Origin of the sequence: Evtepia sp. (genome assembly GCF_034090835.1) — a bacterium.
Classification (GTDB): domain Bacteria; phylum Bacillota; class Clostridia; order Oscillospirales; family Oscillospiraceae; genus Evtepia.
Genome location: NZ_JAXDRS010000025.1, coordinates 1 through 17,451, shown reverse-complemented (window position 1 = coordinate 17,451; position 17,451 = coordinate 1). Strand labels below are relative to the sequence as shown.

At 60.4% G+C, this 17,451-nt stretch carries 21 protein-coding genes; 19 read left to right on the top strand and 2 right to left on the bottom strand.

Annotation, left to right across the window (positions count from 1 at the left end; genetic code table 11):
- The first annotated feature begins 149 nt into the window (after positions 1–149).
- The gene (locus tag SOR61_RS05190) at positions 150–608 is read left to right on the top strand and encodes a low molecular weight protein-tyrosine-phosphatase (protein ID WP_320611615.1); all 459 of its coding nucleotides are present in this window, start codon (positions 150–152) and stop codon (positions 606–608) included.
- Between the two features lie 75 nt (positions 609–683).
- Here the strand turns inward: SOR61_RS05190 and cysK are convergent, their stop codons facing one another.
- Positions 684–1,622 (bottom strand): cysteine synthase A, encoded by a 939-nt coding sequence (cysK, locus tag SOR61_RS05185; protein ID WP_320611613.1) that lies wholly within the window; start codon positions 1,620–1,622, stop codon positions 684–686.
- A 259-nt stretch (positions 1,623–1,881) separates the two neighbouring features.
- Between cysK and SOR61_RS05180 the strand changes: the two genes are divergently transcribed.
- From SOR61_RS05180 to SOR61_RS05155, 6 genes are all read left to right on the top strand, one after another.
- Entirely contained in the window at positions 1,882–2,430 is a 549-nt protein-coding gene (locus SOR61_RS05180) for a YcxB family protein (protein WP_320611612.1), read from the top strand.
- 45 nt (positions 2,431–2,475) lie between these two features.
- Positions 2,476–3,375: a precorrin-6B methylase gene (locus SOR61_RS05175; protein ID WP_320611611.1), complete on the top strand. Its 900-nt coding sequence runs from the start codon at positions 2,476–2,478 to the stop codon at positions 3,373–3,375.
- 392 nt (positions 3,376–3,767) lie between these two features.
- Positions 3,768–4,352: a 2-oxoacid:acceptor oxidoreductase family protein gene (locus tag SOR61_RS05170; protein WP_320611610.1), complete on the top strand. Its 585-nt coding sequence runs from the start codon at positions 3,768–3,770 to the stop codon at positions 4,350–4,352.
- Positions 4,349–4,657 carry a 4Fe-4S binding protein gene (locus SOR61_RS05165; protein WP_320611609.1) on the top strand — a complete coding sequence of 103 codons (309 nt, stop codon included), beginning with the start codon at positions 4,349–4,351 and terminating at the stop codon, positions 4,655–4,657. Before SOR61_RS05170 ends, SOR61_RS05165 begins: the two co-directional genes overlap by 4 nt.
- Positions 4,654–5,835: a pyruvate ferredoxin oxidoreductase gene (gene porA / locus SOR61_RS05160; protein ID WP_320611608.1), complete on the top strand. Its 1,182-nt coding sequence runs from the start codon at positions 4,654–4,656 to the stop codon at positions 5,833–5,835. The genes SOR61_RS05165 and porA overlap by 4 nt, the downstream gene beginning before the upstream one ends.
- Before the next feature lie 5 nt (positions 5,836–5,840).
- Positions 5,841–6,779 (top strand): thiamine pyrophosphate-dependent enzyme, encoded by a 939-nt coding sequence (locus tag SOR61_RS05155; protein ID WP_320611607.1) that lies wholly within the window; start codon positions 5,841–5,843, stop codon positions 6,777–6,779.
- Positions 6,780–6,856: 77 nt separating this feature from the next.
- Here SOR61_RS05155 and SOR61_RS05150 read toward each other — a convergent pair whose 3' ends face one another.
- Positions 6,857–7,669 carry an MBL fold metallo-hydrolase gene (locus SOR61_RS05150; RefSeq protein ID WP_320611606.1) on the bottom strand — a complete coding sequence of 271 codons (813 nt, stop codon included), beginning with the start codon at positions 7,667–7,669 and terminating at the stop codon, positions 6,857–6,859.
- Between the two features lie 125 nt (positions 7,670–7,794).
- On the opposite strand from SOR61_RS05150, the gene SOR61_RS05145 reads away from it, so the two are divergent.
- From SOR61_RS05145 to SOR61_RS05090, 12 genes are all read left to right on the top strand, one after another.
- On the top strand, positions 7,795–8,703 hold the full coding sequence (locus SOR61_RS05145; protein WP_320611605.1) for a stage III sporulation protein AB: 909 nt from the start codon (positions 7,795–7,797) through the stop codon (positions 8,701–8,703).
- Between the two features lie 104 nt (positions 8,704–8,807).
- On the top strand, positions 8,808–9,194 hold the full coding sequence (locus tag SOR61_RS05140) for a stage III sporulation protein AB (RefSeq protein WP_320611614.1): 387 nt from the start codon (positions 8,808–8,810) through the stop codon (positions 9,192–9,194).
- A gap of 94 nt (positions 9,195–9,288) precedes the next feature.
- Positions 9,289–9,483 carry a stage III sporulation protein AC gene (gene spoIIIAC, locus SOR61_RS05135; protein ID WP_320611604.1) on the top strand — a complete coding sequence of 65 codons (195 nt, stop codon included), beginning with the start codon at positions 9,289–9,291 and terminating at the stop codon, positions 9,481–9,483.
- Between the two features lie 6 nt (positions 9,484–9,489).
- Positions 9,490–9,873 (top strand): SpoIIIAC/SpoIIIAD family protein, encoded by a 384-nt coding sequence (locus SOR61_RS05130; protein ID WP_320611603.1) that lies wholly within the window; start codon positions 9,490–9,492, stop codon positions 9,871–9,873.
- Between the two features lie 23 nt (positions 9,874–9,896).
- A complete protein-coding gene (locus SOR61_RS05125; protein WP_320611602.1) occupies positions 9,897–10,976 on the top strand; it encodes a stage III sporulation protein AE in 1,080 nt (359 codons plus the stop codon).
- 10 nt (positions 10,977–10,986) lie between these two features.
- Positions 10,987–11,475 (top strand): hypothetical protein, encoded by a 489-nt coding sequence (locus SOR61_RS05120; RefSeq protein ID WP_320611601.1) that lies wholly within the window; start codon positions 10,987–10,989, stop codon positions 11,473–11,475.
- A 249-nt stretch (positions 11,476–11,724) separates the two neighbouring features.
- Complete coding sequence (locus SOR61_RS05115; protein WP_320611600.1) at positions 11,725–11,967, top strand: hypothetical protein; 243 nt, start codon at positions 11,725–11,727, stop codon at positions 11,965–11,967.
- 10 nt (positions 11,968–11,977) lie between these two features.
- Positions 11,978–12,571 carry a SpoIIIAH-like family protein gene (locus tag SOR61_RS05110; RefSeq protein ID WP_320611599.1) on the top strand — a complete coding sequence of 198 codons (594 nt, stop codon included), beginning with the start codon at positions 11,978–11,980 and terminating at the stop codon, positions 12,569–12,571.
- A 130-nt stretch (positions 12,572–12,701) separates the two neighbouring features.
- On the top strand, positions 12,702–13,565 hold the full coding sequence (locus tag SOR61_RS05105) for an ATP-binding protein (RefSeq protein ID WP_320611598.1): 864 nt from the start codon (positions 12,702–12,704) through the stop codon (positions 13,563–13,565).
- Positions 13,562–14,902, top strand: coding sequence for an HD domain-containing protein (locus tag SOR61_RS05100; protein ID WP_320611597.1), 1,341 nt, complete (start codon positions 13,562–13,564; stop codon positions 14,900–14,902). The genes SOR61_RS05105 and SOR61_RS05100 overlap by 4 nt, the downstream gene beginning before the upstream one ends.
- Positions 14,903–15,319: 417 nt before the next feature.
- Positions 15,320–16,846 carry an APC family permease gene (locus tag SOR61_RS05095; RefSeq protein ID WP_320611596.1) on the top strand — a complete coding sequence of 509 codons (1,527 nt, stop codon included), beginning with the start codon at positions 15,320–15,322 and terminating at the stop codon, positions 16,844–16,846.
- A gap of 65 nt (positions 16,847–16,911) precedes the next feature.
- Positions 16,912–17,271 (top strand): hypothetical protein, encoded by a 360-nt coding sequence (locus SOR61_RS05090; RefSeq protein WP_320611595.1) that lies wholly within the window; start codon positions 16,912–16,914, stop codon positions 17,269–17,271.
- Positions 17,272–17,451 lie beyond the last annotated feature (180 nt).

The following is a 17,451-nucleotide window of genomic DNA, read 5'->3' as shown; positions in this document are numbered from 1 at the left end:
TTTCAAAGCAAAAACACAAGCGGATTTAAGAAAATATGTGAGTATCTCCCGATACACAAAATGCCGGAAATGCCTGTAAAGACAGGCTATACCGGCATATAAGAAGTTTTGAAAAGATAGTTAAAAATCATATTAGAGTTTTATCCTAAATACTATTCATCTGCCACGGCAACATCTGCCGTTCCCCGATGGGAGAATATCTGCTCAAGGCGATGGTCAAGGAGCGGGGCTGGGAGAATCAGGTGCACATTGACTCTGCGGCCACCAGCCGGGAGGAGATCGGGAACCCGGTGTATCCCCCCGCCCGGCGGAAGCTGCGGGAGATGGGCATCCCCTGCGGGGATCACCGGGCGGTGCAGATGCGCCGGGAGGACTATGGAGCCTATGATCTGCTGCTGGCCATGGACCGGGCAAATCTGCGGAACATGCAGGCCATTGCAGGGGGAGACCCGGAGGGGAAAATTCGGATGCTCCTGTCCTTTACGGACCGGCCCCGGGACATTGCGGACCCCTGGTACACGGGGGACTTCACCCAGACCTATGAGGATTTGGTCGAGGGCTGCCGGGGACTTCTGGCGTGGCTGGAAGAGACCGGCGCTGTGGAATAAACGCAGAAAAAACACCGAGCCGGGAAAGCTGTGAGGCTTTCCCGGCTCGATGCCTATAAAAAGAAAGGAGAAGAATTAGAAAGCGGTGGTAAACATGGGGGTAGACAGGTAGCGGTCACCGGTGTCGGGGAGCAGAACCACGATGGTCTTCCCCTTGTTTTCCGGGCGTTTTGCCACCTGAATGGCGGCGTGGAGGGCAGCGCCGGAAGAGATCCCCACCAGGACGCCTTCCCTCTGGCCGATCTTCCGGCCGGCGGCGTAGGCATCTTCGTCGGTGACGGGGATGATCTCGTCATAGATCTTGGTGTTGAGCACGTCGGGGACGAAGTTGGCGCCGATGCCCTGGATTCCGTGGGGACCGGCCACGCCCTTGCTCAGCAGGGGGGAGGAGGCGGGCTCCACGGCGATCACCTGGATGTTGGGGTTCTTTTCTTTGAGGAACTCACCAGTGCCGGTGATGGTGCCGCCGGTTCCTACGCCGGCGATGAAGATATCCACCTGACCGTCGGTGTCGGCCCAGATCTCCGGACCGGTGGTGAGGTAGTGGGCCTTGGCGTTGGCAGGGTTGGTGAACTGCCCGGGGATGAAGGCGCCGGGGATCTCTTTGGCCAGTTCCTCGGCCTTTTCGATGGCCCCGGCCATGCCTTTGGACCCTTCGGTGAGGACCAGCTCTGCGCCGTAGGCGGACATAAGCAGGCGGCGTTCCATGCTCATGGTCTCCGGCATGACGATGATGGCTCGATAGCCCCGGGCGGCGGCCATGACGGCCAGACCGATGCCGGTGTTGCCGGAGGTGGGCTCAATGAGGACCGACCCTTCTTTCAGCAGTCCCCTGGCTTCTGCGTCGTCCAGCATGGCTCTGGCCACCCGGTCTTTGGCAGAGCCGGCGGGGTTCAGATATTCCAGCTTGGCCAGGATCTTTGCCTGGAGTTGGGCTTCTTGTTCAAGGTGGGTCAGTTCCAGCAGGGGGGTCCCGCCGATGAGCTGCTCCACGGAAGTATAGATCTGTGCCATAAAAAGGCCTCCTGCGTTCCACGTGCGGAGCACGATGTGATATAATTGTTAATTTATTTTATAGGTTTATCCAGTTGCATCAATAAACTGTTTGTAAATGGTATTATACGCGCGTTTCTCCGCCTTTGTCAAGACAGCCTTCGGCAAGCCGAAGAGTTTTTTCCCGGACTGGGGAAGGCTTGACAGAGTGGGGGCGGGGGCATTACAATAAGAATACTACTGCGGTTTGCGGGGAGAGGTCCCGAAGGAGGAGAGAACCATGGAGTATCAGGTGCAGATGGCCTACCGGCAGGAGGATGTGGCCGCGCTGGTGAAGGCGCTGGAATTCCGCCGCCGCCCGGAGAAGAACCTCCGTCTGGCCATGAAGATCGGGTACCCTGTGTTCGGCATCCTGCTCATCCTGTCCGGCGGCGGCGTGCTGGTGGCCATGGTGTCAGCGGGGCTGTTTTCCGTTCTGTCTACGGTGATCTCGATCCTCTGCCTGCTGGGGGGCGTGGCCCTGCTGCGCCGGTCTGACAGCCGCGGTATGGAGCGCCGGTCCTGGAAGAAGTATCCCAACAAGGGCCTGGTGCTGACCTATACCTTTAATAAGGAAGACTTTCGGGAAGAAGATGAGGTATCCGGGGAACATACCTTCCAGTACCTGAGCATCCGAAGCGCCAATGAGGACCCGGAGCATTTCTTCCTGTTTACCGCCAACAACGCGGCCCATATGCTGCGCAAGGACAGCTTTGTCCATGGGGACCCGGAGTCCTTCCGGGCCTTTATCCGCAAGCAGTGCGCGGTGCTGGTGGACCCCATTGAGTGAGTAATGCACCCAAGCCCCAACAGGGGGAGGAAAGGAGCCTGTCTTATGAGTCTGTTTACCAACGAGAGTATTCTGGCCTGGATGAAGTATTTTTCGGACCAGGGGGAGATCGACCTGTCCTCCCTGCAGCTGCTGGACATCACCGGGGAGAACAAGAACCTGCTGCCGGCAGTGCGGGCCAACCGGTCTGTGCTGGTGTTTACCGACGGCAACCATCCTGAGATCTTTTATAATATGTGGGATAACGGCATGGGGGACTGCGAGATCTGGTACAACGAGGGGTCTGAGCCCGTTGGCCCCATGAAGCACAATCTGCTCTCCGAGATGATCGACCGTGGTGTCAACGTCTCTGCCGCCATGCTCATCAACAACCCCAAGGCCCACAGCGCCTATCCCACGGGGCTGGACAACAGCAGCTTCTCTCCCGGTACCATCCGGTATGTGGCCCCGGAGATCCGGGCCGTCATCATGAACAAGATCAACCTGGACGAGCGGGAGAACATCTGCGTGGTCTCCGGTGAGAGCATCGCCGTGGAGGCTGCCATCGCCGCCCGTCAGGGCAAGGTTGTGGCCGTAGAGTACAAGGACGGCGACCGTCAGACCATGGAGGAGAACGTGGTGCGGTTTGGTCTCAATAACGTGCGCATCGTCGAGTCCATGGACAGCTATTCCCACCGGTGGCCGGTGCCTGACGTGGCCTTCCTGGTGGCGTCTCCCAAGCTGGACCTGGAGCTCAAGACCCTGGTGCAGGTGAACCCCAAGATCCGGGTGGTCATCTACACCTTGGAGTTCAGCTTCATGAGCCGGATCCCCGGTATGCTGTGGGACAACGGCATTGAGCCCACGGAGATCATGCAGCTGGAGGTGTCCAAGGTGGGCCGTAAGGACGAGATCGAAGTCCAGCCCGCCCCCTGGATCTTCTCCGGCCAGGCAGGGAGAGCATAAGAGCGCTCCTATGGGCCTATGAGAGGAAAGAAATAAAAAACCGAGTTCCCCCGTGGAAAAACAGGAAAAAATGCCGATTGACAAGGGGGAGCACGGCGGGTATAATATCCCCAACCTAAGAAATGAAGAACGGCGATGATGGAGACAGTAGGGTCCGCGGAACCCCACAGCGATCCGGGGAGGGTGCAAGCCCGGAGGAAGTAGCGCGGAACGCCGAAGATCCCTCCTGAGCTGCCTGCCGAACCCTTTGGGAAGTAGGCGGTGCCGGATTCCCCCGTTACAGGGAGCGCGTATGTTGGTACGCAGGTAACAGGTGGTATAGCGAAGATTTTTTACAAGCCTTCGTCCTTTTACGGGGACGAAGGCTTTTTATGTCGTAAGGAGGCGCGAGGATGAGTAAAAAAGGACTGGTAGAATTTCGGTGGCATGGCCGTGGCGGCCAGGGGGCCAAGACGGCCTGCCTGCTGCTGGCCGACGCTGCCTTCCTTGCAGGAAAGTATGTACAGGGCTTCCCCGAGTACGGCCCGGAGCGGATGGGCGCCCCCATCACCGCTTACAACCGCATCAGCGACAGCCGGTGCAGCGTTCACTGCAACATTGAAAATCCCGACTACGTGGTGGTGGTGGACGAGAGTCTGCTGGACACCGTAGACGTAACCCACGGGATGGAACCCGACGGAGCGGTCATTGTGAATACGTCCAAGACCCCCCAGGAGATTCGCCCCAAGCTCCGGGGCTGGCAGGGCCGGGTGTGCACCATTGACGCCCGGAAGATCTCTGAGGAGACCCTGGGCCGCTATTTCCCCAACACCCCCATGCTCAGCGCGGCGGTGAAGGTGAGCGGCGTGCTGGACGAGCAGCAGTTTAAGAGCGACATGGAGGACAGCTTCCACCATAAGTTCGCGTCGAAACCTCAGGTGGTGGCCGGAAACATGGCCGCTCTGGTGAAATCTTGGGAGGAGGTGCAGGCAGGATGATCCGCCGTGCAAAAGACATCAACGAACATACCCCCTGGCAGGAGATGACCCTGGGGGGCGAGATTTTTGAAGCGGCTACGTCCAAGCTGGTGAACACCGGCGCCTGGCGCACCAATACCCCGGTGCTGGACCAGGAGAAGTGCCGCAACTGCCTGCTGTGCGTGCCTTACTGTCCCGACAGCTCTCTGCCGGTGCAGGAGGGGAAGCTGGTTGGCATTGACTATATGCATTGTAAGGGCTGCGGCATCTGCGCAGAAGTCTGTCCCTTCGGGGCGCTTTCGGTAAAGGAGGGTGGAGAACCGTGAACTATAAGGAACGTCTTTCCGGCAACGAGGCCATTGCCTTTGCCATGAAGCAGATCGACCCGGACGTGATGGCGGCTTTCCCCATCACTCCCTCTACGGAGATCCCTCAGTACTTTGCCCAGTACGTGGCAAATGGCGAGGTGAATACAGAGTTTGTCACCGTGGAGTCGGAGCACAGCTCCATGTCTGCCTGCATCGGCGCGGAAGCCGCTGGTGCCCGGGCGGTGACCGCCACTTCTTCCTGCGGCCTGGCCCTGATGTACGAGATGATGTACGTCGCGGCTTCCAGCCGTCTGCCCATCACCCTGGCCTGCGTGAACCGTGCCCTCACCGGCCCCATTAACATCAACAACGACCACTCCGACTCCATGGGGATCCGGGACGCCGGGTGGATCCAGATCTATGCCGAGAACAACCAGGAGGCCTATGACAACTTCCTCCAGGCCATGCAGATCGGCGAGCATCCCTCCGTGCGCCTGCCGGTGATGATCTGCCAGGACGGCTTTATCACCAGCCACGCCCTGGAGAACATCGAGCTCATCGACACCGAGACCGTCAAGTCCTTTGTGGGAGAATACACCCCGGAGAACTACCTGCTGAAAAAGGAGAATCCTCTGGCCATCGGTCCCTACGACCTGAGCTGCCACTATATGGAGCACAAGGTCCAGCAGGCAGAGGCCATGAAGGCCGCCAAGGCCCGCATCCTGGAGGTGGCCGCAGACTTTGAGAAGATCAGCGGCCGGAAGTACGGCCTGTTTGAGGAGTACCGGATGGAGGACGCCGAGCTGGCGCTGGTCCTCATTGGCTCCAGCGCCGGCACCGCCAAGGTGGCGGTGGACACCCTGCGGGAGCAGGGGGTCAAGGCCGGCCTCATTAAGATTCGTGTGTTCCGCCCCTTCCCCGGGGAGGAACTGGCCCAGGCCCTGTCCCATGTGAAGGCCCTGGCCGTGATGGACAAGGCAGAGAGCTTTTCTGCCCAGGGCGGTCCTCTCTTTGCAGAGGTGCGCAGCGCCCTGTATGATCTGGAGTCCCGTCCCCGCACCGTGGGCTATGTCTACGGCCTGGGCGGCCGGGATATTACACCGGAGCATTTTGCCGACATTTACCACCGCCTGGCGGACATCGCCCAGGGCGGCGAACTGGGTCCCGTGTACACACACCTGGGACAGAGGGGGTAAGACCAATGGAAAGAACCTATCATTTTAAACATACCCTGGAGAAGAAGGAGCGGTTTGCCGGCGGACACCGGCTGTGCGCCGGGTGCGGCGCAGGCATCGCCGTGCGGGGCGTGCTCCGTGCCCTGCGGGAAGAGGACCGGGCCGTGGTGGGCAACGCCACCGGCTGCCTGGAAGTGAGCTCCTTCCTCTATCCTTACACTGCCTATGAAGACAGCTACATCCACACTGCCTTTGAGAGCGCTGGCTCCAGCCTTTCCGGCGTGGAGGCTGCTTACAACGCCCTCAAGCGGAAGGGCAAGGTGGACGGCACTGTGAAGTTCATCACCTTCGGCGGCGACGGCGGCACCTACGACATCGGCTTCCAGTCCCTGTCCGGGGCCATGGAGCGCGGCCACGACCTGACCTATGTGTGCTACGACAACGAGGCCTATATGAACACCGGCATCCAGCGCTCCTCTTCCACCCCCCGGTTTGCCAGCGCCACCACCTCTCCCGTGGGCTCTTCGGTACCGGGTAAGAAGCAGAACAAGAAGAACCTCACCGACATCATTGCTGCCCATAACGTGCCCTACGTGGCGCAGACCACCTTCATCGGGAACTTCCGGGATCTGTACACCAAGGCCAAGAAGGCCATCTACACCCCCGGCCCCAGCTTCCTCAACGTGATGGCTCCCTGCCCCAGAGGCTGGGAGTACCCCACGGAAAAGCTGCCGGAGATCTGCAAGCTGGCGGTGGAGACCTGCGTCTGGCCCCTCTTTGAGGTGGAGAACGGGGTCTGGCACCTGAGCTACGAGCCCAAGAAGAAGCTGCCCGTGGAGGAGTACCTGCGGCTCCAGGGCCGGTTCCGCCATATGTTCAAGCCGGGCAACGAGTGGATGATCGAAGAGGCCCAGCAGAACGTGGACGAAAACTGGGAAAAGCTGCTGGCTCGCTGCCAGGGCTGAGCGCTTCCCACTCCTATCTTGATACCGAACAAAAAACCAGCCGATCCATACGGATCGGCTGGTTTTTTCGTATTTCCTTAAAAGTCCAGCACAAGGCCGGTGGAGAACTGCTGGACCTTGTCCCCCAGGACCTCCCGCAGAATGGGGATGGCGGCCTCTCCGGTGCAGTGGCCGGTGACCACATGGCGCACGCCGGTGTCGGCCACCCGACGGGCGAAGACCCGGACCTCCTCTTCCGGGGTTTCAAAGAGGTGGAAGCCACCCACGATGGCGTAGAGGGGCTCACCAGGGAAGGCCTGGGCGGCCTCCTTTAGGATGGTGTCCGCGCCTCCGTGGCAGCAGCTGTTAAAGACGATGAGACCCTGCTCCGTCTGGAAGATCAGGCTCTGCTCATGGGAGAAGTTGTCCGGGACCCAACCCGCCGGGGTCTTTCGGTACATGGCGGCCTGGATGCCCCGCTGCTCCAGCCCGGGGGTGGTGTGGGGCAGGAGGGTCACCCCGGGAAAGAGGGTGTGGGGGCCGGAGACAAAACGAATCCGGTCCCTCCAGGTCTCCAGGGTACCGGGCCGGATGCCGTCGTATACATAGTCCCCCTCCAGATGGTGGAAGCAGTTTTCTTCGCAGCTGGCCTGCAAATAGAAGGGGGCGTGGTGGTTGCAGCGGAAAAAGGCGTCCATGCCGTCGGCGTGGTCGTAATGGGCGTGGGAAAGGACCCCGCACTCCACCTGGTCCAGGTCGAGCCCTAAGTCGTTGGCGTTACGGAGAAAACGGTCGCTGGCGCCGGTGTCCAGCAGGATGGTGTGGTCTTCGTGGGTGATGTGGATGGCCAGGCCCCACTCGGCCTCCAGGCCCTTGGCGGGGATGTTGTCCACGAGAATCACAGCGCGCATAGAATCCCTCCTGATTGATGGTTGATTTTCTTTATTATACGGCGGGTTTCTCCCCGCTGCAAGGGGGCGGCATACTTTGGGGACAACCGTTCATAGATTGAAGGGAAGAAAAAGGAGGGGTCGGCATGGAGGATTTTACCGGGGTATTGCCTCGGATGTTCCAGCAGGCGCTGCTTCCCCTGAGCCGGGAGGAGCGGGAGACCATGGAAGAGCTGCGGCTGCGGGAGGGGTACCCTCTTTCTGCGGTGACTGGGGGCCGGGAGTGGACCCACGGGACCTGGGCGGGGAGACGCCTCCGGGAGGAGGACCTGCGCCGGGTGCTGGAGACCGCCGGGCAGGGGTCGGTGCACACCATTTTGGAGCAGCTGCGGCAGGGGTACGTCACGGCAGCCGGAGGGATTCGCATTGGCGTCTGCGGGGAAGGGGCTGTGCAGGAGGGAAAGTTGCTCTCCTTCCGCCGGATCACCTCTCTGGCCCTGCGGATTCCCCATTGGGTTCCGGGGATCGCTGCCCCTCTGGTGCCCAAGCTGTTGGAGAAAGGACGGCTGCAAAATACCCTCATCCTCTCCCCGCCGGGGTTGGGAAAGACCACCCTGCTCCGGGATCTGATCCGCTGCCTTTCTCAGGGAGAGGGCGTGGTGCCCCTTCGAGTGGGGGTAGCGGACGAGCGCGGTGAGCTGGGGGCTGGGGACCTGCGGTATCGGCTGGGTCCCCGGACGGATGTCATGGAGAACTGTCCCAAGGCCCCGGCCCTGCTCATGCTCCTGCGGGGGATGGGGCCTCAGGTGCTGGCGGCGGATGAGATCACCGATCCGGCGGATCTGGAGGCCATGACCCAGGCGGCGGGCTGCGGGGTGGCCCTGGTGGCCACGGCCCACGGCAGCAGCGTGGGGGAGCTGGCGCTGCGGCCTCTCTACCGGGACCTTTTGGCCCAGGGCATCTTCCGACGGTTTGTGGTCATCGCCATGCAGGGAGGAACCCGGGTGTACCGGGTGGAGAAAGGGGGCGCGGTCTGTGACCATACTGCTGGGTAAGCTGCTGCTGTTTGCCGGGTGCTGCGGGTTGGGGATAGGAAAGGCCCTGGGCTTGTGGCAGCGGATGGGATGTTTGCGGGCCTTCCACCGGGCGTTGGGGGGGGCTGGCCCGGGAGCTGGAATTTTCCCTCCGTCCCCTTCCGGTTCTGCTGGACCAGGCGGAGCGGACCAGCGGTGAACCCGCCGCCGGTTTCTTCCGGGCCTGTCGAGAGGAGTTCTCCCGGCGGGGTGGGGAGAGCTGGGCGGAGAGCTGGCGGGCCGCCCTGAGCCGCGAGACCCTCCCGCTCACAGCAGAGGACCGGCTTTTGCTGGAGGAGGCGGGGGACGTGCTGGGCCGTTATGACGGGGAACGTCAGCGGACGGCCCTGGAGTCTTTGCTCCTGCGGCTGGAGGAGGAAGTCCGGCTGGCAAGGGACGAGGCCCGGCGGATGGGCCGGGTGTACGGTGCCCTTGGGGCAGCCGGTGGATTGTTCCTGGTGATTTTACTCTGAGCAGGCATAGCGGCCTGACCAGGCGCATAGAGTGAAGGGAATGAAAGAAACGAGGACGAGCCATGGGTCCGAAGGAAAGGAATGGTCACGGGAAATGGACGTAGATCTGGTGTTCAAGATAGCGGCGGTGGGAATTGTGGTGTCGGTGCTCAACCAGGTGCTGACCCGATCGGGACGGGAGGAGCAGGCCACCATGACCACCCTGGCGGGGCTCATTGTGGTCCTGATGATCGTGGTACAAAAGATCAGTGAGCTGTTCGATCTGGTCAAGACCCTGTTTGGATTGTGATGGGATATGGATATGATTTCCCTTGGCGCGGCAGGGGTGGCAGCGGCCCTGTGCGCGTTGGTGGTGCGGCAGCGGGCGCCGGAAATTGCGGTGGTCCTGGCCATTGTGGCCTGCGCGCTGCTCCTGTGGCACACGGTGCCTGTGCTGGAGACCATCCGGGATGTGCTCACGGAACTGGCGCATCTGGCGGAGATCTCTCCCACGGTGCTCCGGCCCATGCTGCAAACGGTGGGGCTGGCGCTGGTGACCAAGCTGGCAGCTTCTCTGTGCCGGGACGCAGGGGAGGGAAGCGTGGCTTCCTTTGTGGAGATGGCGGGGAGCGCTGCGGCGGTGCTGGTGGCGCTGCCCCTTCTCAAAATGGTCCTTCAGCTCATGATGGGGCTGCTCTGATCCGCTGCGTGCTGCTGGGGGTGGTGCTGCTGTTTCTGCTGGCTCCGCCGGCCTTTGCCCTGGACCAGGAAGCCATTACCCGGGATCAGCGGCAGTCTCTGGGCATGGACGAGCTGGAACGGGCGGGGGAGGAGTACACCGGTTCCGCAGAAGTGGGAGAGGAGATGGACATCGGCGCTGTGTTCCGCCACTTTGGCGAGACCGCCCGGGAGAGCCTGGGCGGTGTGGTCAAGGGTTCGGTGCGCAGCTGTGTGCTTTTGTTGGTGATCACCCTGCTGTGCGGCCTGGCTGACGGGATGATCGCAGGCAGCGGCGGGGATGGCCTGAAGGTGACCACCCTGGCGGCGGCCCTGTCCATCACTGCCATTGCGGTGGGGGATGTGAACTCCCTGCTGGACATGGGGGAGGAGGCCATCTATCACATGGAGACCCTGGGGGACGTTCTTCTTCCGGCGGTGTCCATGGCCTCTGCGGCCAGCGGGTCGCCGGCGGCAGCGGTGGTGAAGCATGGGGTGACCATCCTGTTTTCCGATTTTCTCATCCGGCTCATTCACCATGTGCTGATCCCTTTGTGTTATGCCTATGTGGCGGCCAACGTGGCCTGGTCGGCCCTGGGTAACGACGGCCTCAAGCGGATCGGCGGATTGGTGAAGTGGCTGGTCACCATTCTGCTGTCGGTGCTGCTGCTCATCTTCATCGCCTATCTGAACCTGTCCGGGGTGATTTCGGGCAGCGCAGATGCGGCCACGGTGAAGACGGCCAAGTTTACCATCTCCAACATGGTGCCGGTGGTAGGCGGCGTGATTGCGGACACGGCAGAGACCCTGTTGGTGGGTGCGTCGGTGCTGCACAACGCGGCGGGGGTTTTTGGAATGCTGGCGGTGGTCGGTATCTGTGTGGTGCCCTTCCTGAACCTTGGGGTTCATTATTTAATGTATAAGTGTACTGCGGCCCTGGCAGCGGCCGTGTCGGGAGACAGCCGGATCACAGGGCTCATTGAATCCATCAGCGGGGCCTTTGGCCTGGTGATGGCCATGACGGGCTCCTGCGCCATGCTGCTCATTGTGGCCATGGTGTCGTCGGTGTCTGCGGTGGCGGGATAGGAGGAAGAGGATGGAAGTGATCCGAACGTGGATTCTCAGTGTGACCGTATCTGCCATCGTGATCGCAGCGGCGGAGGCGGTGATGCCTGCGGGTCCGGTGAAGAAAGTGGGGCGGCTCACCGGTGGCCTCATTCTGGTCCTGGGGGTCATGCAGCCTCTGGTGACCATGGATTACGAGGACCTCTACGCCATGGTGAATGCCCTGCCTGCCAACGCCATCAGCCAGGAGCAGTTGGAACAGAAAACGGAGGATACGATGAAAGGAATCATAGAGGAGGAATTGGCGGCATATATTGTGGACAAAGCGGCGGAACTGGGCGCGGCCTGCACCGCGGAGGTGACGTGCGCGGAAGGAGAAAACGGCGTGCCCACGCCGGTGGAGGCAGTGGTGACAGGTCCGCTGACCCCGGCGCAGAAACAGGGGCTCATCCAGTATTTGGACCGTGAGCTTGGGATCGCCCGGGAGTATCAGCGGTACCAGAGCGAGGAACTGTCATGAACGGGAGAGACATGGTCGGCCGGCTGGCCGAAAAGGCAAAGGAAGTCATGGGAAAAAACCGGCTCATCATTCTGGCCGGTGTGATCCTGCTGGCGCTGCCGGTGGGAGGAAAGGAGGAGGAGGCGAAGGAGGGGTGCAGCACCCCGGCGGAAACCTTTGACCTGGCAGAGACAGAGGCGCGGTTGTCCCAGGCCCTGTCCAAGATCCAGGGGGCCGGGGAGGTCACGGTGGTGCTCACGGTAGAGCACATTGGCAGAGGATATCAGCCGGGACAGCGCCGACGGGGGCAGGAACACCCAGACGGTGGTGATCTCCCAAGGCAGCGGCCAGCAGGAGGCGGTGACGGTCCAGGAGGTCTCTCCCCGCTACCAGGGTGCGTTCCTGGTGTGTGAGGGGGCCGGGGACCCGGAGGTCCGGCTGGAGCTGACCCGGGCGGTCTCTGCGCTGACCGGCCTTGGGGCGGATAAGATTTCGATTAGTCAAGGAAAGTGAGGAAACAAGTATGAAACTCTGGAAACGCAATGCCATTGCAGCGGCCATCGTTCTGTTTGTCTGCGGTGCGGTGTACTTAAACTGGAGCTATTCTCAGGACACCGCTGCGGGGAAGAACCTGGGAGAGGCGGCCCTGGTGGGACAGAATGATCCCCTGGTGAAGCAGGACCCGGAGGGGAAGGAAGAGAAGAAGGGAGAGGACGGCAAAGCCCAGGAGGGGCAGGAACTAGTGCCCGAGGATGCTGCCTCCGGGACCTATTTCTCCACAGCCCGTCTGAACCGGCAGCAGGCCCGGGACAACGCACTGTCTCTGCTGCAGGAGGCGGCGCAGGACGAGAAGGCGGACCAGAAGTCCATTGACGAGGCCAACGCAGCCATTCAGACCATGGCGGACTACACCATGACCGAGGCCCAGATCGAGAATCTGATCACGGCCAAGGGGTATGCAGACTGTGTGGCCTTTCTGGGGGAGAACAGCATCAGCGTGGTGGTGTCTGCCGTGGAGAACGGCATGACCGATGCGGACGCGGCCCGAATCGGAGAGATCGTCATGGAGCAGACGGGCCTCAAAGCCGACCAGATCAAGATCATCGAAGCGGAGTGATCGAAGCCCTTCCTTACGGATGAACATTTGTAAGGAAGGGCTTTGCATTTTTGGGGCGGAACGGCGCTGGCTTTCCTTTTTTGAGGGGGTATAGTATACTGAAAGGGAAATCACACCGGGAGGTGGTCCCATGGGAAAGAAAGGGAAAGGATGGCTGCTGTTGGGCGGCGGCATGGTGCTGGGCGCGGTGCTGGCGTCCCGCCGGAGAGAAAAAACGGAGGAAGTACCATCGCCCCAGGCGGAGGCGCAGGCGGATATCCGCCGGGAGATGGAGCGGCTCAAGCAGGGCTATGAGAAGCAGGACCGGATGCGCCGGGATTTTACCGCCAACGTATCCCACGAGCTGAAGACCCCTCTGACCTCCATCTCCGGGTATGCGGAGATCCTCCGGGAGGGAATCGTGAAGCAGGAGGACGTGGGCCGGTTTGCAGGGAAGATCTATGAGGAGAGCCAGCGGCTCATCACCCTGGTGGAGGACATTCTGAACCTGTCTTTGCTGGACGAGGGCGCCCCGGCTCAGGAGGCCCCTGGGGCGGTGGATCTGTACCAGGTGTGCCAGGAGACCCTGGCGACCCTGGGCCCGGCAGCCCGGCGGCGGGGCATTGGCATGTCCCTGAGCGGCCGGCGGCACACAGTGCACGGCGTGGAGAAGATTTTACGGGAGATCGTCTACAATCTCTGCGACAACGCCATAAAATATAATGTGGAAGGGGGCCGCATGGAGGTCTCCGTCACCCGGGAGGGCTCCTATGTGGTCCTTCTGGTGCAGGACACCGGCATCGGGATTCCCGAGGGGGAGACCGACCGGGTGTTCGAGCGGTTTTACCGGGTGGATAAGAGCCACTCCAAAGAGATCGGCGGCACGGGGCTGGGCCTGTCCATTGTGAAGCACGGCGCGGCCTACCACAACGCCCAGATTCGCTTGGACAGTCAGCTGGGCAAGGGGACCCGGATCTGGGTCCGGTTTCCTGCCGGAGAGGAGGAGAAGCCATGAAGCTGCCCTTGTCTCCAGGGGCGGCCCAGGCCCTCTTCCGTCTCCGGGCTGCCGGGTATGAGAGCTGGATCGTGGGAGGCTGTGTGCGGGACGCTCTGCTGGGCCGTCCCCCGGGAGACTATGACATGACCACCAGCGCCCGCCCGGAGGAGACGAAAGCAGTCTTTGCCGGAGAAAAGGTCATTGAGACCGGCATCCGCCACGGCACCGTGACGGTGGTGTTGGAAGGGGAACCCCTGGAAATCACCACCTATCGGGTGGACGGGGGGTATTCTGACGCCCGCCACCCGGACGGGGTGACCTTTACCGCCAGCCTGCGGGAGGATGCGGCCCGGCGGGACTTTACCATGAACGCCATGGCCTACGCCCCGGAGGAGGGGCTGCGGGACTATTTCGGTGGCCAGGAAGACTTGAAACGGCGGCTCATTCGCTGCGTAGGGGACCCGGACCGCCGGTTCCGGGAGGATGCGCTGCGGATCCTCCGGGCGCTGCGGTTTGCCTCGGTGCTGGGATTTGCTTTGGAAGAGGGGACGTTGGCGGCGGCCCGCCGTCAGGCGTTTTTGCTGCGGGAAATTTCCCGGGAGCGGGTCTCTCAGGAGCTGGGAAAGCTGCTTTGCGGCCCTGGGGCAGGGGAAGTTTTGCGCACCTGCCCGGATATCCTGGGGCAGGTGATCCCGGAGCTGCTGCCCATGGTGGGCTTTGACCAGCGCAACGAGCACCACTGTTACGATCTGCTGACCCACACGGCGGTGGCTCTGGACCATGTGCCGCCCCGTCTTCCCCTGCGCCTGGCCATGCTGCTGCACGACGTAGGGAAACCCCGCTGTTTTTCTCTGGGAGAGGACGGTCAGGGTCATTTTTACGGCCACGCCCACGTAGGGATGGAGATGGCAGGGGAGATCCTGACCCGGCTGCGCTTTCCTGGCAAGGTGTGCCGCCAGGTGGAGACCCTGGTCCGGTACCACGACTCGGTGCTGCCGGAAGACCCCCGTCTGCTGCGGCGGTGGCTGCGGAAGCTGGGTCCGGAGGGCCTGCTGGATCTGGTGGCGATCCAGCGGGGAGACACCTGGGGACTGGCTCCGGCATATTGCACAAGGCAGGAGGGGTTTGACCGGCTGGAACAGCGGGTGCAGGACGTGATGAACGAACAGCCCTGTCTGAGTGTTCGGGATCTGGCGGTGAAGGGAGGCGATCTTTTGGCCCTGGGATATCGCGGCCCTGCCATTGGAGAGATCCAGCGGCAGCTGTTGGAGGATGTGACGGAAGGGGAAATTCCGAACGAAAAAGAGGTGCTTTTGCAATATTTGAAGTCGTTTGATGCAAAAAACAAAACGTAAAAGAAAGCAAAGATCACGCGAAAGAAAGTGAAGAAAGGGAGAAAAACAATTTCCGCAGATAATTTTGCTAAAAAATTAAATTTTCTCTTTATTTTTTCTATACAGTGTGATATACTAAAGCCACTCAATTAGTCTGATACATCGTCAAAAGGACGAAAAACGGACGGAGAGTATGGCTCGAACCCAAAGCAAAGGGAGGAATGCTGTGACCCGGGAGGAAAGTGGAAGAAAACGAAGAAGGACATAGTTTAAGTGTGTATTTTCCTCAGATGCAGGAAGGCGTTCGAAGAAAGTGCACTCTGACAAAAGAAGATTCAGATCGGCGTATGAATGAGCCACCCGCCCTTCTGAAAAACCGCGTGCGAATTGTATTTGAGAAGATCAAATTAGATTCCAACAAGAAACGAGGTAAAATTTATGAGTAATCAGGGAGAGAAAAAAGGCGTAAGCGCTGTTGACTTTTTCTGCATTGGTTTCGGCGCAATCGTCGGAGTCGGCTGGTCCGTCTCCATTAACGGCTGGATGTCTGGCAGTGGCGGTCCCGTTCCTGCTGCACTCGGCTATATCGTAGCACTCATCATGATGGTTCCTATCGCCCTCTGCTACTGCGAACTGGTTCCTGCCCTCCCCGTTGCCGGCGGCGGCATGGCCTTCGCATTCAGAGCCTTTAACGACAAAGTCGCAGCCATCTCCGGCTGGGCAGCATTCGGCGCATTCGTATCCATCATTCCTTGGGAAGCCATCCAGATCACCGACGTTCTGGGTTACCTGATCCCCGGTCTGAAGGCTGGCGACCCCCTCTATGCTGTCGCTAAGACAGATATCTATCTGACCACCATCATCATCGGCACCATCTTCTCCTTCCTGCTGTTCGCTCTGAACATGCGTGGTCTGGCAGCAGCAGCTGGCGTGCAGAAGGTTCTGTGCTTCATCCTGGTTGGTGCCGCAGTCATCGGCGGCGTTGCTGCCCTCATCGGCGGCAGCTTCGATAACCTGAAGCCCATCTACGACGTGACCAACCCCAACATCTATGGCGCTGCCTCTGAAGGTCTGAAGAGCGTGAGCCATAACAGCATGTTCGGCGGTATCATCGCTATCCTGTCCTCCGCTCCCTTCTTCCTGGCTGGTTTCGAGACCATCCCCCAGGGCGTTGAGGACGCCGGCGGCGACATCAGCGCAGTTGGTAAGACCGTTGTGCTGTCCGTTACCTTCGCTTGTATCTTCTATGCATTCCTGCTCTTCTCCTTCGGCATGGGCTGGAGCTGGCAGGAGTTCGCTCAGCCCACTGCTGTTGGCGGTCAGTTCGAGAACCCCGCAGCTGCAAACATGCTGAGAATACTCTACGGCGGCGCAGCTGGTGAGTTCTTCTTCTGGCTGATCACCATCGGTACTCTGGCTGGTCTGTTCACCACTTGGAACGGCTTCTTCATGGCTTCCGCAAGCCTGCTCATGGGCATGGCCCGCGGCCGCGTGATGCCCGCTATCTTTGCTAAGCAGAACAAGAACGGCATCCCCGTTCCCGGCCTGATCGTCTGCCTGGTGCTGTCCCTTATCGGCCCCTTCCTGGGTGCTGGCCTCATCGGCGACATCACCTGCTTCTCCGGCGCAGCATTCGTTCTGTCCTGGACTCTGACCGGCTTCTCTCTGATCCGTCTGAGAAAGACCGAGCCCAACCTGGAGCGTCCCTACAAGATCCCCGGCGGCATGGGCATGGCCTGGTTCGCAGCTGTCGTGGCCCTGGTGGTCTTCATCCTGCTGTTCATCCCCGGCAACCCCGTGTACATGGGCGCCCTGGCCATCAAGATGTTCATCAGCTGGATGGTCATCGGCGTGATCCTCTATCTGGCATCCGCTGGCCAGAGAAAGGGCGTCACCGAGGCCGAGCTGAAGGCTGGCGTGTTCGCTGGTATGGAAGAGCGCAAGCAGGCTCACACTGGTCACTAATTTTAGTGTAACAGATCAGTGTACATGATCCTTTCCCGGAAAGGTAACAAAGGAGTAATCCAAGCATGAATGAAACGGCAAATATTCTTCAAAGTGTTGTAAGCACCCAGACCATTATGACAGAAGTGGTATTCTATGCAGTGCCTAGTTTACTGATCCTGTTGTTCATGGACTGGTATGCAGCAAAGAAGATTGGGAACCGAATGGCGTTGGGGTATCGGATCCTCAGAGTTCCCAAGTTTGTGTCCCTGAGCATTATTTGCGGGTTCACCGTTGTGATCGGTCTGCTCTGTATGTATACCGACCTCACCGTCACCCGCGGGACCCTGACTTACTTCGGTCTGCCGTATTTCATTGCGTTGGTTTACTACCTTGTGAAGATGCTGCGGCGTGTCAAGGCCGAGACAAAAGGCCGGAGACTCTAAGCAGCAGGGAAAAGAACAAAACAGAAAGCGCCGGGGCAATCTGAACTGCTCCAAATTGTGCGGACAGTACAAAAAGCGCCCTGGTAGGAAAAATAAGTTTTAGGTGGAGAGGCGCCGCGCCAGCGGTGCCTCTCCGGTTTTTAACTGGATACGTTCATAGTTATAAAAGTGGATATAGCG

Bases quoted from the DNA above. Each gene is read 5' to 3' on its own strand.
- SOR61_RS05090 (WP_320611595.1), top strand. From the start codon at position 16,912: ATGAATGAAACGGCAAATATTCTTCAAAGTGTTGTAAGCACCCAGACC.
- SOR61_RS05165 (WP_320611609.1), top strand. From the start codon at position 4,349: ATGATCCGCCGTGCAAAAGACATCAACGAACATACCCCCTGGCAGGAG.
- SOR61_RS05170 (WP_320611610.1), top strand. From the start codon at position 3,768: ATGAGTAAAAAAGGACTGGTAGAATTTCGGTGGCATGGCCGTGGCGGC.
- cysK (WP_320611613.1), bottom strand. From the start codon at position 1,622: ATGGCACAGATCTATACTTCCGTGGAGCAGCTCATCGGCGGGACCCCC.
- SOR61_RS05180 (WP_320611612.1), top strand. From the start codon at position 1,882: ATGGAGTATCAGGTGCAGATGGCCTACCGGCAGGAGGATGTGGCCGCG.
- SOR61_RS05155 (WP_320611607.1), top strand. From the start codon at position 5,841: ATGGAAAGAACCTATCATTTTAAACATACCCTGGAGAAGAAGGAGCGG.
- SOR61_RS05120 (WP_320611601.1), top strand. From the start codon at position 10,987: ATGGAAGTGATCCGAACGTGGATTCTCAGTGTGACCGTATCTGCCATC.
- spoIIIAC (WP_320611604.1), top strand. From the start codon at position 9,289: ATGGACGTAGATCTGGTGTTCAAGATAGCGGCGGTGGGAATTGTGGTG.
- SOR61_RS05175 (WP_320611611.1), top strand. From the start codon at position 2,476: ATGAGTCTGTTTACCAACGAGAGTATTCTGGCCTGGATGAAGTATTTT.
- SOR61_RS05105 (WP_320611598.1), top strand. From the start codon at position 12,702: ATGGGAAAGAAAGGGAAAGGATGGCTGCTGTTGGGCGGCGGCATGGTG.
- SOR61_RS05150 (WP_320611606.1), bottom strand. From the start codon at position 7,669: ATGCGCGCTGTGATTCTCGTGGACAACATCCCCGCCAAGGGCCTGGAG.
- SOR61_RS05095 (WP_320611596.1), top strand. From the start codon at position 15,320: ATGAGTAATCAGGGAGAGAAAAAAGGCGTAAGCGCTGTTGACTTTTTC.
- SOR61_RS05100 (WP_320611597.1), top strand. From the start codon at position 13,562: ATGAAGCTGCCCTTGTCTCCAGGGGCGGCCCAGGCCCTCTTCCGTCTC.
- SOR61_RS05145 (WP_320611605.1), top strand. From the start codon at position 7,795: ATGGAGGATTTTACCGGGGTATTGCCTCGGATGTTCCAGCAGGCGCTG.
- SOR61_RS05130 (WP_320611603.1), top strand. From the start codon at position 9,490: ATGGATATGATTTCCCTTGGCGCGGCAGGGGTGGCAGCGGCCCTGTGC.
- SOR61_RS05110 (WP_320611599.1), top strand. From the start codon at position 11,978: ATGAAACTCTGGAAACGCAATGCCATTGCAGCGGCCATCGTTCTGTTT.